This window comes from Stutzerimonas stutzeri (assembly GCF_002890915.1).
Taxonomy (GTDB): domain Bacteria; phylum Pseudomonadota; class Gammaproteobacteria; order Pseudomonadales; family Pseudomonadaceae; genus Stutzerimonas; species Stutzerimonas stutzeri_AF.
Map to the genome: position 1 here is coordinate 380,106 of NZ_POUT01000001.1, position 12,527 is coordinate 392,632.

The 12,527-nt window shown below is 66.6% G+C and carries 11 protein-coding genes; 7 read left to right on the forward strand and 4 right to left on the reverse strand.

All coding sequences use genetic code 11. The features are described from left to right. Window positions 1-7 precede the first annotated feature (7 nt). Window positions 8-1,423: an acetyl-CoA carboxylase biotin carboxylase subunit gene (locus tag CXK94_RS01805; protein WP_102893333.1), complete on the reverse strand. Its 1,416-nt coding sequence runs from the start codon at window positions 1,421-1,423 to the stop codon at window positions 8-10. A 242-nt stretch (window positions 1,424-1,665) separates the two neighbouring features. Here CXK94_RS01805 and CXK94_RS01810 point away from each other — a divergent pair, with 242 nt between their 5' ends. Beyond that, window positions 1,666-2,607, forward strand: a complete 942-nt coding sequence (locus CXK94_RS01810) for a LysR family transcriptional regulator (RefSeq protein WP_102893056.1) — start codon at window positions 1,666-1,668, stop codon at window positions 2,605-2,607. Between the two features lie 285 nt (window positions 2,608-2,892). Here the strand turns inward: CXK94_RS01810 and CXK94_RS01815 are convergent, their stop codons facing one another. Next, window positions 2,893-5,088, reverse strand: coding sequence for a heavy metal translocating P-type ATPase (locus tag CXK94_RS01815; protein WP_102893057.1), 2,196 nt, complete (start codon window positions 5,086-5,088; stop codon window positions 2,893-2,895). 82 nt (window positions 5,089-5,170) lie between these two features. Here CXK94_RS01815 and cadR point away from each other — a divergent pair, with 82 nt between their 5' ends. Beyond that, complete coding sequence (cadR, locus tag CXK94_RS01820) at window positions 5,171-5,665, forward strand: Cd(II)/Pb(II)-responsive transcriptional regulator (protein ID WP_102893058.1); 495 nt, start codon at window positions 5,171-5,173, stop codon at window positions 5,663-5,665. Between the two features lie 175 nt (window positions 5,666-5,840). Here the strand turns inward: cadR and CXK94_RS01825 are convergent, their stop codons facing one another. Beyond that, window positions 5,841-6,044, reverse strand: coding sequence for a PA3496 family putative envelope integrity protein (locus CXK94_RS01825; RefSeq protein WP_102893059.1), 204 nt, complete (start codon window positions 6,042-6,044; stop codon window positions 5,841-5,843). A gap of 103 nt (window positions 6,045-6,147) precedes the next feature. After that, a complete protein-coding gene (gene hexR, locus CXK94_RS01830) occupies window positions 6,148-7,014 on the reverse strand; it encodes a transcriptional regulator HexR (RefSeq protein ID WP_037041304.1) in 867 nt (288 codons plus the stop codon). A 156-nt stretch (window positions 7,015-7,170) separates the two neighbouring features. Between hexR and zwf the strand changes: the two genes are divergently transcribed. From zwf to thpD, 5 genes are all read left to right on the forward strand, one after another. Further along, window positions 7,171-8,613, forward strand: a complete 1,443-nt coding sequence (gene zwf, locus CXK94_RS01835; RefSeq protein WP_102893060.1) for a glucose-6-phosphate dehydrogenase — start codon at window positions 7,171-7,173, stop codon at window positions 8,611-8,613. A 590-nt stretch (window positions 8,614-9,203) separates the two neighbouring features. Then, the gene (ectA, locus tag CXK94_RS01840) at window positions 9,204-9,752 is read left to right on the forward strand and encodes a diaminobutyrate acetyltransferase (RefSeq protein ID WP_102893061.1); all 549 of its coding nucleotides are present in this window, start codon (window positions 9,204-9,206) and stop codon (window positions 9,750-9,752) included. Continuing rightward, complete coding sequence (ectB, locus tag CXK94_RS01845) at window positions 9,749-11,029, forward strand: diaminobutyrate--2-oxoglutarate transaminase (protein WP_102893062.1); 1,281 nt, start codon at window positions 9,749-9,751, stop codon at window positions 11,027-11,029. Before ectA ends, ectB begins: the two co-directional genes overlap by 4 nt. An 11-nt stretch (window positions 11,030-11,040) precedes the next feature. Further along, window positions 11,041-11,445, forward strand: a complete 405-nt coding sequence (locus CXK94_RS01850) for an ectoine synthase (RefSeq protein ID WP_102893063.1) — start codon at window positions 11,041-11,043, stop codon at window positions 11,443-11,445. Between the two features lie 152 nt (window positions 11,446-11,597). Continuing rightward, window positions 11,598-12,515 (forward strand): ectoine hydroxylase, encoded by a 918-nt coding sequence (gene thpD / locus CXK94_RS01855; RefSeq protein WP_256046083.1) that lies wholly within the window; start codon window positions 11,598-11,600, stop codon window positions 12,513-12,515. The last annotated feature ends 12 nt before the right edge of the window (window positions 12,516-12,527 follow it).

A 12,527-nucleotide genomic window follows, 5' to 3' on the forward strand; every position in this document is an offset into this window, starting at 1 on the left:
GTGTTCCTCACAGGCCTGCGTGGGCGGCGATGGCGGCGGCGATGGCCAGGGCCAGCTCGCCCGGCTTGCGTTTGATCGAGTAGTTCAGCAGTTCCGGATGGTTGTCGACGAAGCTGGTGTTGAACTGGCCGCTGCGGAAGTCCGGGTTGGCGAGAATCTGCTGGTAGTAGGTGGCGGTGGTCTTCACGCCCTGCACGCGCATGTCGTCCAGCGCGCGCGAGCCGCGCGCCAGCGCCTCTTCCCAGGTCAGCGCCCAGACCACCAGCTTCAGGCACATGGAGTCGTAATACGGCGGGATGGTGTAGCCGGTGTAGATCGCCGTGTCGGTGCGTACGCCCGGGCCGCCGGGGGCGTAGTAGCGAGTGATCTTGCCGAAGCAGGGCAGGAAGTTGTTGCGCGGGTCCTCGGCGTTGATGCGGAACTGCAGGGAGAAACCGCGATGCTGGATGTCCTCCTGCTTGACCGACAGCGGCAGGCCGCTGGCGATGCGGATCTGCTCGCGAACGATGTCGATGCCGGTGATTTCCTCGGTGATGGTGTGCTCCACCTGCACCCGGGTGTTCATCTCCATGAAGTAGACCTGCCCGTCGGCGAGCAGGAACTCCACGGTACCGGCGTTCTCGTAGCCCACCGCCTTGGCCGCGCGCACGGCCAGGTCACCGATGTAGGCACGCTGCTCGGGGGTCAGCTGCGGGCTCGGCGCGATCTCGATGAGCTTCTGGTTGCGGCGCTGGATCGAGCAGTCGCGCTCGAACAGGTGCACGGTGTTGCCGAAGCTGTCGGCCAGCACCTGGGCCTCGATGTGCTTGGGCTCGACGATGCACTTTTCCAGGAACACCTCGGCGCTGCCGAAGGCCTTGGTCGCTTCGGAGATCACCCGCGGGTAGGCCGCCTCCAGCTCCGCCCGCGAGTTGCAGCGGCGGATGCCGCGCCCGCCGCCGCCGGAGGTGGCCTTGAGCATCACCGGATAGTCGATACGCTCGGCCTCGCGCAGCGCCTCGGCGAGATCGGCGACATTGCCCTCGGTACCCGGCGTGACCGGCACGCCGGCCTTGATCATGCTGCGCCGCGCCTCGGTCTTGTCGCCCATGCGGCGAATCACCTCGGCCGAAGGGCCGACGAACCTGATCCCGCGTTCGGCGCAGATGTCCGCCAGGTCGGCATTCTCGGAGAGGAAGCCGTAGCCGGGATGCAGCGCATCGCAGCCGGTTTCCACCGCCAGGTTGACCAGCTTGCGCGGGTTCAGGTAGCCGGCCAGCGGGTCCTCACCGATGAAGTAGGCCTCGTCGGCGCGCTTGACGTGCAGCGCATGGCGGTCGGCCTCGGAAAATATCGCCACCGAGCGCACGCCCATTTCGGCGCAGGCGCGGACGATGCGCACCGCGATTTCCCCGCGGTTGGCGATCAGCAGCTTCTTGATCACGCTGTCTTCCCTCGGATCGTTGAGCAGGCGACCCGATGCCGGGCCGATGATCACTCGCCTATGGCAGCGAGTTTTTTCACCCTACGCCCGCTGGGGCGATTACTTAAAATGAATAATTGTTTGATTGAGCATAAGTAAAAACTTATATATAACGGCTATTTGGCGTAATCTTGGCCGGATGGTCAAGGTTACGTCGGGCATGAGCCGATACAGCCATCCTTCGATGAATAGCGGAGAACAGGATGCGAAAATCGCTGATGCGCATGACTTTGCGCCAGTTGCAGGTGTTTCGTGCGGTTTGCGAGAGCCGCTCCTACAGCCGCGCCGCGGAAGAAATGGCGCTGACCCAGCCGGCGGTGAGCCTGCAGATCCGCCAGCTGGAAGAGCTGGTCGGCCAGCCGCTGTTCGAATATGTCGGCAAGAAGCTCTACCTCACCGACGCCGCCGAAGCGCTGCAGCGTGCCAGCACCGATATCTTCGGCCGCCTGGACAGCCTCGACATGCAGCTGTCCGACCTGCAGGGCTCGCTGCAGGGGCAACTGAACCTGGCGGTGGAATCCAGCGCCAAGTACATCACGCCGCACCTGTTCGCCGCGTTCAGGCGCCTGCACCCGGAGGTCAGCCTGCAGCTGGTGGTGGTCAACCACGCCCAGGCGGTGCGCCGTCTGAACCTCAGCCGCGACGACCTGCTGATCATGAGCCAGGTACCCGCGGACATGCCGCTGGACTTCCTGCCCTTCCTCAACAACCCCATCGTCGCGGTGGCGCCGCCGGAGCATCCACTGCGCGCGCGCGGCGAGCTGCAACTGCAGGACCTCACCGCCTACCCACTGCTGGTGCGCGAAAGCGGCTCGGGCACGCGCAAGGCCTGCGAGGAATACTGCCACCAGAAGCGCGCGCATTTCGCCCAGACCCTGGAGATCGGCTCGCTGGATGCCCAACGCGAGGCGGTGATCGCCGGCCTCGGCCTGGCGCTGCTGCCGCGCCACGCGGTGTACCAGGAGCTGGCCCAGGGCCTGCTGTGCGAACTGCCGGTGGCGGAGCTGCCGCTGTTTCGCAGCTGGTGCGCGGTCAACCTCCGCGGCCGCCGCCTGTCGCCGGTGGCCCAGGCGTTCCTCGGTTTCATCCGCAGCGAACGCGAACTGATCGCCGGGCTGGCCAGGCGCTTCGACGCGGCCGGCTGAAGCAACTGCCGATGCCCGAGCGTTCGCGGGTAGGTTGGCGCTGAGCGAAGCGAAGCCCAACGGGGCATTGGCGCGAACCCGTTGGGCTTCGCCGCTACGCGGCTCAGGTTGCGCGCCCCGACCCAGCCTACGGTCGGGCGGCCACCCTCCAGGCCAGCGTGGCGCCCGTAGGTTGGGTTGAGCGAAGCGAAGCCCAACATGGCGGATCATCAGTCGGCACCCAATCACGGCGCACGGTGCCCATGCCACGCGCGCGCCAGGCTGCGCTGACCCGCCATTCCCCACTCAGGCCCGCAGCAGGCGCAGGCCGTTGAACACCACCAGCAGGCTGACGCCCATGTCGGCGAACACCGCCATCCACATGGTCGCCTGGCCAGCCAGGGCGAAGCCCAGGAACAGCGCCTTGATCACCAGGGCCAGGGCGATGTTCTGCCGCAGGATGGCGGCGGTGGCGCGCGACAGGCGGACGAAGGCGGGGATCTTGCGCAGGTCGTCGTCCAGCAGCGCCACGTCGGCGGTTTCGATGGCGGTGTCGGTGCCGGCGGCGCCCATGGCGAAGCCGATCTCGGCCCTGGCCAAGGCCGGCGCATCGTTGATGCCGTCGCCGACCATGCCCACCGGCCGGCCATCGGCCTGCAGGCGCGCGATGGCGTCGAGCTTGTCGGCCGGCAGCAGGTTGCCGAAGGCTTCGTCGATGCCCACCTGGGCCGCGATGGCCTGTACCGTGTGCGGGTTGTCGCCGCTGAGCATGGCGGTCTTGATTCCCAGTTTGTGCAATTCGGCGATGGCCACACGGCTGCTCTGCTTCACCGTGTCGGCCACGGCGAACAGCGCCAGCGGGCGCACCGAATCGCACAGCACCACCACGCTCTTGCCCTGGCGCTCCAGGCTGTCCAGGCGCGCTTCCAGCTCGGTGCTGCACAGGCCCAGCTCCTCCACCAGGCGGTGATTGCCGAGCTGGTAATCCTGCCCCGCCACCCGGCCACGCACGCCGCGCCCGGCCAGGGCCTGCAGGTCCTCGACCGCCAGCGGCTCGATGCCCTCCTCCCGCGCCCGGCTGGCCAGCGCCAGGGACACCGGATGGTCGGAGCGCGCCGCCAGGCTGGCGGCCACGGCCCGGAAGCTACCCTCCACATCCGCCACCAGCGCCTGATGGTCGGTCTGCCGCGGCTGGCCGTGGGTGACGGTGCCGGTCTTGTCCAGCGCCAGGCGGGCCAGATGCCGGCCGCTTTCCAGGTAGACCCCGCCCTTGACCAAGATGCCCTTGCGCGCCGCCGTCGCCAGACCGCTGACGATGGTCACCGGGGTCGAGATCACCAGCGCACAGGGGCAGGCCACCACCAGCAGCACCAGGGCGCGGTAGATCCAGTCGAACCAGGCGCCGCCCATCAGCAGCGGTGGCAGCGCGGCGACGGCCAGGGCGAAGAGCACCACCGCCGGGGTGTAGACCTGCGCGAAGCGGTCGACGAAGCGCTGGGTCGGCGCCCGCGACGCCTGGGCCTGCTCCACCGCATGGATGATGCGCGCCAGGGTGGTGTCGCCGGCCAGCGCAGTGCTGCGGTACTCCAGTTCGCCGGCGCCGTTGAGGGTGCCGGCGAACAGCGGGTCGCCCGGCCCCTTGTCCAGCGGCAGGCTCTCGCCGGTGATCGGCGCCTGGTCGACCGTCGAGCGGCCGGCGAGCACCTCGCCATCCAGGCCGATGCGCTCACCGGGGCGCACCCGCACCCGCGCCCCCAGCGGCACCTCGGCCAGCGGCAAGGCGATCCAGCTGCCGTCGGCCTGCTGCACGCTGGCCTGCTCCGGGGCCAGTGTCATCAAGCTGCGGATGGCATCGCGCGCGCGGTCCAGCGATCTGGCCTCGATCAGCTCGGCGACGGTGAACAGCACCATGACCATGGCCGCTTCCGGCCACTGGCCGATCAGCAGCGCGCCGGTCACCGCGATGCTCATCAGCGCGTTGATGTTGAGGTTGCGGTTCTTCAGGGCGATCCAGCCCTTGCGGTAGGTCCCCAGCCCGCACAGGCCGATGGCCAGCAGCGCCAGGACGAAGACCGGCCAGCTACCCTCCTGGCCACTGAAATGCACGAGCTCGGCCGCCAGCGCGGCCGCCCCGGCCAGCGCCAGGGTCCACCAGCGCCGGACCGGGGCGATGGCCGGCGGCGGTGCGGCGCCACCCGCCGTGCCCTGGGGCTCGGCGCTGAAGCCCAGCTCGCCGATGGCGGCCAGGGCCGCCGGCAGCGCATCCGCGGCGTGCTCGACGGTCAGCACGCGGTCGATCAGGTTGAATTCCAGCGCCCCGATGCCCGGCATGCCGCCGAGTCGCTCGCGGATCAGGCGTTCCTCGGTGGGACAATCCATCTGTTCGATGCGCAGCCGGGTGCGCTCGCCACTGCCGCGCCCGCTTCGGCTGGCAGCGGACGCCTGGCCCTCCTCGTGGCGCCGTTGCGGGTTGGGCTGGTCATGACCGCAGCATTGATTCATGGTGTGTGCCTCTCCTGCATCCCTGTTGCGGAGTAGGCACCCTGAAGCCACTATAGGGTCAAGCACCCGTGCGGAGGTGAAGATGAAAATCGGCGAACTGGCCCGGCTGACCGCCTGCCCGGTGGAAACCATTCGCTACTACGAGCGCGAAGGCCTGCTGGAGAGCCCGGCCCGCAGCGAGGGCAACTACCGTATCTATGGCGAGCGTCACGTCGAGCGACTGACCTTCATCCGCAATTGCCGCCTGCTCGACATGACCCTGGAGGAAATCCGCGCCCTGCTGCGCCTGCGCGACCGGCCCGAGGAGAACTGCGGCGGCGTCAACGACCTGGTCGACGCCCACATCAGCCACGTGCAGGCACGCATCGCCAGCTTGCAGGCCCTGCGCGAGCAACTGCTGGAACTGCGCCGCTGCTGCGCGGCGGCGGACGACGGCCTGCCGTGCGGCATCCTCCAGCAGTTGAACCTCAGTGGCGCGGTCAGCCTGCCGGAGCAGGAACACCCGTCACACGTCGGCAGGAGCCATGGGCACTATCAGGCTGTTGAAAAACTACCTGCGTTGCCATCGCGGCGTTGAAAACAGGCTCGTGCGCGAGTCCGATCAAAATGCTCATTTACCACTCGTAAGCTGCGCTTTTTCGCCTGTTTTTGCCTTGCGCTGGCTGCCTCGCCTACGTTTTTTAACAGCCTGCTAGGGGGCTGTGCCCGCTATCCGCGGGCATGGCCCCGCGCCTGCAGGCGCCAGGTCATCGCTAGCGCACCGCCTGTGCCGGCGCTCCCTCGTTGCGCAGGTAGCTGGCGACCATCGGTTCGGGGAAATCGACCAGCTCCTGCTGCAGCTGGCGTTGCTCGGCATAGGACTCGATGGCGCGGCGAAAACGCATGCGCCGCTCGTCCTGTTGCTTGCGGCGGGTCTTGCTGTCGAGATTGGCGGTGGCGTCGTTGTAGCGATGCATCGGCGGTCTCCCAGAACAGGGTGAGGGGAGACCAGCATCCGCAGTGCGGATGACACCCTGAAGTCAGGGCGATGACGCGTCGATGAAGGCGATCGAGCGGCCGTCATTCCTCGTGCGACTTGATCGTCTTCGGCGACAACCGCAGGCTGCGCAGGCTGCGCTTGACGCTTTTCAGGTGGTTGACCAGGCTCGGCCCACGGGCCATGGCCACGCCCATCGCCAGCACGTCGATCACCACCAGGTGGGCGATACGCGACGTGAGGGGCGTATAGATCTCGGTGTCTTCCTGCACGTCGATGGCCAGGTTGATGGTCGCCAGCTCGGCCAGCGGGGTCTGGCTCGGGCAGAGGGTGATCAGCGTCGCGCCGGACTCGCGCACCACGTTGGCGGTGATCAGCAGGTCCTTGGAACGCCCCGACTGCGAGATGCAGATCGCCACGTCGCTGGGCTTGAGGGTCACCGCCGACATCGCCTGCATGTGCGGGTCGGAATAGGCCGCGGCGCTGAGCAGCAGGCGGAAGAACTTGTGCTGGGCATCGGTGGCCACCGCGCCGGAGGCGCCGAAGCCGTAGAACTCGACCCGTTCGGCCTGGGCGCAGGCGGCGATGGCGCGTTCCAGCGCCTGCGGGTCGAGGCGCTCGCGCACCTCCATCAGGGTGTGCAGGGTGGTGTCGAAGATCTTCAGGCTGACGTCCATCACCGAGTCGTTCTCGCTGATGGCGAACTGGCCGAAGCTGGCACCGGCGGCCAGGCTCTGCGCCAGCTTCAGCTTGAGGTCCTGGAAGCCCAGGCAACCGATGGCCCGGCAGAAGCGCACGATGGTCGGCTCGCTGACCCCCACCGCATGCGCCAGGTCGGCCATGGAGCTGTGCATCACCGAGGCCGGGTCGAGCAGGACATGGTCGGCCACCTTCAGCTCCGACTTCCGTAGCAGGCTTCTCGATTGGGCGATGTGTTGCAACAGATTCACGGTCCGGACTCGCTATGATCACGTCTGAGGGCGGTTATGGGGGCACCTGGAGCGCCGCATTGGCCGTCAGCGGGTTGTAGTGGGTCGGTAGTTATACTACATGGCTCGTTCGATCGCCCAACAATTGACCCGTTTTAAGCTACGAGGAGTGATGCCGTGTCGATTTCCTGTGACATGCTCGTGTTCGGCGGCACCGGCGACCTGACCCTGCACAAGCTGCTGCCGGCGCTCTACCACCTGCACCGCGACGGTCGCCTGCATGCCGACGTGCGGATTCTCGCGCTGGCGCGCAAGAAGTTCGACCGCGACGGCTACCTGGCCCTGGCCGAACGCCACTGCCGGGCGCAGGTGGCACGCAGCGACTTCAGCCCCGCCGCCTGGCAAGCCTTCGCCGAACGCCTCGACTACTTCGCCATGGATGCCACCCAGCGCGGTGAATTCGTCCGCCTGGCCCACCACATCGGCCAGGCCGACGGCCGCGTGCGGGTCTACTACCTGGCCACCGCGCCGGACCTGTTCGAGCCCATCGCCGACCACCTGGAAAGCGCCGGGCTGGCCGGCGCCGAGGCACGCATCGTGCTGGAAAAACCCATCGGTCATTCGCTCGACTCGGCACTGGCGATCAACGCGGCGATCGGCACGGTGTTCGCCGAACCGCGCATCTACCGGATCGACCACTACCTGGGCAAGGAAACCGTGCAGAACCTCATGGCCCTGCGTTTCGCCAACGCGCTGTTCGAGCCGATCTGGCGTGCCGGGCACATCGACCATGTGCAGATCACCGTGGCCGAGACCCTCGGCGTGGAGAACCGCGGCAGCTACTACGACCGCGCCGGCGCCATGCGCGACATGCTGCAGAACCACCTGCTGCAGCTGCTCTGCCTGGTGGCGATGGAGGCCCCGGTGCGCTTCGACGCCGAGGCGGTGCGCAACGAGAAGGTCAAGGTGCTCGAGGCGCTCAAGCCGATCACCGGCATGGACGTGATGGACAAGACCGTGCGCGGCCAGTACGGCGCCGGGCAGATCGGCGGGCACGACGTGCCGGCCTACTACTTCGAGCACGCCATCGACAACGACAGCGACACCGAGACCTTCGTCGCCGTGCAGGCGGAAATCGACAACTGGCGCTGGGCCGGCGTGCCCTTCTACCTGCGCACCGGCAAGCGCATGGCGAAGAAGCGCTCGGAGATCGTCATCACCTTCAAGCCGGTGCCGCACCTGCTGTTCAAGAAGGGCGAGACCAACCGCCTGGTGATCCGCCTGCAGCCGGAAGAGAGCATCAGCCTGCAGCTGATGGCCAAGGCCCCCGGCAAGGGCATGCAGCTGGAACCGGTGGAACTGGACCTCAACCTCGCCCACGCCTTCAGCAGCACCCGCCGCTGGGACGCCTACGAGCGCCTGCTGCTGGACGTGATCGAAGGCGACTCGACGCTGTTCATGCGCCGCGACGAGGTGGAAGCGGCCTGGCGCTGGGTCGATCCGATCCTGCGCGGCTGGCACGGCTACTACCGCAAACCGCGGCCCTACCCGGCCGGCCAGGATGGCCCCGAACAGGCGCACCAGTTCATCGAACGCCAGGGGCGCCAATGGTGGCACTGAGGCGCCGCCCGGTAACTTCGCCGCAGCCGCCGTATAGTGCGAGACAGAGCGGATCGCGACACTTTCGTTGCGGCTTAGTTCGAACCCCTGGATCAGCCGATACAACTTCCACGCTGACCGGAGAATTATCCACGGCAAACTTACCGCCACACGACTGAAACATATTTCGTGATCGCCCCCCAGCGCAACGCACGCATATCCACTGCGTCTCGCCTAGTTCATCGCGAGCGATAGCGCCGAGCATCACCTGCACCATCCGCACCACTCCAGGCGCTTCGAGCGCCCCCTGCCGTCCGGCCTGAAGCCCAGATAATACGCGGCCTTCAGCACCCTGAATGGCCGCCCGATGCGAACTTCCGCGACGCAGCGAAATCCCGGCAACATATCGCCCGATGAACTATCGACGTAACGCCAATTTCACAGTGTTGAAACGACTTGAAATATACGTCCTGAACTATCTGAAACTTCGCCAGTTTCCCGGACATATGCAGCGCAGGGCGATACCACATATGCGGATGGCGGGTTGAGAAAACTTTCCCGATGTGTTTACCCTGAAAAAGGATTGAATCAACAACCCCAAAGGATTTGTTTTGAGTTTTGCTACCGTAACGCTCCGTCGTCCAACCGACGGCGACGGTTATTCCCTTCATCAGCTGGTAGCCCGCTGCCAGCCCCTCGATACCAACTCGGTCTACTGCAACCTGCTGCAGTGTTCCGATTTCGCCGATACCGCCATCGCCGCCGAAGATGCCCAGGGCCGCCTGGTCGGCTTCATCTCCGGCTATCGCCCGCCGTCGCGGCCGGACACGCTGTTCGTCTGGCAGGTCGCCGTCGACGACGCCATGCGCGGCCAGGGCCTGGCCCTGCGCATGCTGCTGGCACTGGCCGCACGGGCGGCCCGCGAGCACGGCGTGCGCTTCATGGAGACCACCATCTCGCCGGACAACGCGGCGTCCCAGGCGCTGTTCAAGCGGGCGTTCGCCCGGCTGGACGCCGCCTGCAGCACCCGCACGCGGTTCTCCCGCGCCGCGCATTTCGCCGGGCAGCACGAAGACGAGGTGCTCTATCGCGCCGGCCCCTTCGCCATCCCCGAGCTGGATGCCTCCCACCGAGAAGAAGAACTCAAGGAGCACGCATGAAAACGTTTGAACTGAACGAATCCAAGGTTCGCAGCTACTGCCGATCCTTCCCCGTGGTCTTCACCCAGGCCCGCGGGGCCGAGCTGGTCACCCGCGACGGCACGCACTACATCGACTTTCTCGCCGGCGCCGGCACGCTCAACTACGGGCACAACCACCCGCTGCTCAAGCAGGCGCTGCTCGACTACATCGCCCAGGACGGCATCACCCATGGCCTGGACATGTACACCGCGGCCAAGGAGCGCTTCCTCGACACCTTCAACCGGCTGATCCTCGAACCGCGCGGCATGGGCAACTACCGCATGCAGTTCACCGGCCCGACCGGCACCAACGCGGTCGAGGCGGCGATGAAGCTGGCGCGCAAGGTCACCGGGCGCCGCAACATCATCAGCTTCACCAACGGCTTCCACGGCTGCAGCATCGGCGCGCTGGCCGCCACCGGCAACCAGCACCACCGCGGCGGCTCGGGCATCGGCCTGACCGACGTCAGCCGCATGCCCTACGCCAACTACTTCGGCGACAAGGCCAACACCATCGGCATGATGGACAAGCTGCTGGAAGACCCGAGCAGCGGTATCGACAAGCCGGCCGCGGTGATCGTCGAGGTGGTACAGGGCGAGGGCGGCCTGAACACCGCCTCGGCCGAATGGATGCGCAAGCTGGAAAAACTCTGCCGCAAGCACGAGATGCTGCTGATCGTCGACGACATCCAGGCCGGCTGTGGCCGCACCGGCAGCTTCTTCAGCTTCGAGGAGATGGGCATCCGGCCGGACATCGTCACCCTGTCCAAATCGCTGTCCGGCTACGGCCTGCCGTTTGCCATGGTGTTGCTGCGCGAGGAGCTGGACCAGTGGAAGCCGGGCGAGCACAACGGCACCTTCCGCGGCAACAACCACGCCTTCGTCACCGCCGCCGCGGCGCTCGAGCACTTCTGGCAGGATGACGAATTCGCCGCCAGCGTGCGCGCCAAGGGCAAGCGCATCGCCGACGGCATGCAGCGCATCGTCCGCCGCCACGGCCCGGACTCGCTGTTCGTCAAGGGCCGCGGAATGATGCTCGGCATCAGCTGCCCGGACGGCGAGATCGCCGCCGCAGTGTGCCGCCACGCCTTCGAAAACGGCCTGGTGATCGAGACCAGCGGCGCCCACAGCGAAGTGGTCAAGTGCCTCTGCCCGCTGGTGATCAGCGACGCGCAGATCGATACCGCGCTGGGCATTCTCGACAAGGCCTTCGCCGCCGTGATGTCCGAACAGGACACCAACCAAGCCGCTTCCTGAGGAGTCGAAAAATGATCGTACGTACCCTCGCCGAGTGCGAGCAGACCGACCGCAAGGTCCACAGCCAGACCGGCACCTGGGACAGCACGCGCATGCTGCTCAAGGAAGACAACGTGGGCTTCTCCTTCCACATCACCACCATCTACGCCGGTAGCGAGACGCACATCCACTACCAGAACCACTTCGAGTCGGTGTACTGCATCAGCGGCAATGGCGAGATCGAAACCCTCGCCGACGGCAGGCTCTACAAGATCGAGCCGGGCACGTTGTACGTGCTGGACAAGCATGACGAGCACCTGCTGCGCGGCGGCAGCGAGGACATGAAGCTGGCCTGCGTGTTCAACCCGCCGCTCAACGGGCGCGAAGTGCATGACGCGAGCGGCGTCTATCCGCTGGAGGCGGAGGCGATCGCCTGAACGCTGTTGGGCTTCGCTCAATCCAACCTACGCACCGCACGCGGTAGGTTGGGTTGAGCCTGCGAAGCCCAACAGCGTTCAGGCCCGACAAACCGAGGAGAAACCGGCGTCCATCGGACAAGCCGGCAACGGACCGGACGGAGGACACAGGAGTGACGACGCAAGATATCGACCTTTACCCCTCGCGCCAGGACGACCAGCCCAGCTGGCAGGCGCGCATCGACCCAGTGGTCTACCGCAGCGACCTGGAGAATGCGCCGATCGCGGCAGAGCTGGTCGAACGCTTCGAGCGCGACGGCTACCTGGTCATCCCCAACCTGTTCAGCGCCGAGGAAGTGGCGGTATTCCGTGCCGAACTCGAGCGCCTGCGCGATGACCCGGCGGTCGCCGGCTCCGGCAAGACCATCCAGGAGCCCGACAGCGGCGCGATCCGCTCGGTGTTCGCCATCCATCGCGACAACCCGCTGTTCGCCCGCGTGGCCAGCGACCAGCGCATCGCCGGCATCGCCCGCTACATCCTCGGCGGCGACGTCTACGTGCACCAGTCGCGGATGAACTTCAAGCCCGGCTTCAGCGGCAAGGAGTTCTACTGGCACTCGGACTTCGAGACCTGGCACGTCGAGGATGGCATGCCGCGCATGCGCTGCCTGTCCTGCTCGATCCTGTTGACCGACAACCAGCCGTACAACGGCCCGCTGATGCTGATGCCCGGCTCGCACAAGCACTACGTGCGCTGCGTCGGCGCCACCCCGGAAAACCATTATGAAAAGTCCCTGCGCAAGCAGGAGATCGGCGTACCGGACGAGCACAGCCTCAGCGAGCTGGCCGAGCGCTTCGGCATCGACTGCGCCACCGGCCCGGCCGGCAGCGTGGTGTTCTTCGACTGCAACACCATGCACGGTTCCAACGGCAACATCACGCCCAGCGCACGGAGCAACCTGTTCTACGTCTACAACCACGTGGACAATGCCGTGCAGGCGCCCTTCTGCGCGCAGCAGCCGCGCCCGCCGTTCGTGGCCGAGCGCGAACGTTTCGAGCCGCTCGAAATCCAGCCGCAACAGTATCTCTGAAGCGTCCGGGCG

Excerpts from the sequence above, each read along its gene's own strand:
- CXK94_RS01825 (WP_102893059.1), bottom strand. The coding sequence starts at position 6,044 with ATGCATCGCTACAACGACGCCACCGCCAATCTCGACAGCAAGACCCGC.
- cadR (WP_102893058.1), top strand. The coding sequence starts at position 5,171 with ATGAAAATCGGCGAACTGGCCCGGCTGACCGCCTGCCCGGTGGAAACC.
- CXK94_RS01815 (WP_102893057.1), bottom strand. The coding sequence starts at position 5,088 with ATGAATCAATGCTGCGGTCATGACCAGCCCAACCCGCAACGGCGCCAC.
- CXK94_RS01850 (WP_102893063.1), top strand. The coding sequence starts at position 11,041 with ATGATCGTACGTACCCTCGCCGAGTGCGAGCAGACCGACCGCAAGGTC.
- CXK94_RS01810 (WP_102893056.1), top strand. The coding sequence starts at position 1,666 with ATGCGAAAATCGCTGATGCGCATGACTTTGCGCCAGTTGCAGGTGTTT.
- ectB (WP_102893062.1), top strand. The coding sequence starts at position 9,749 with ATGAAAACGTTTGAACTGAACGAATCCAAGGTTCGCAGCTACTGCCGA.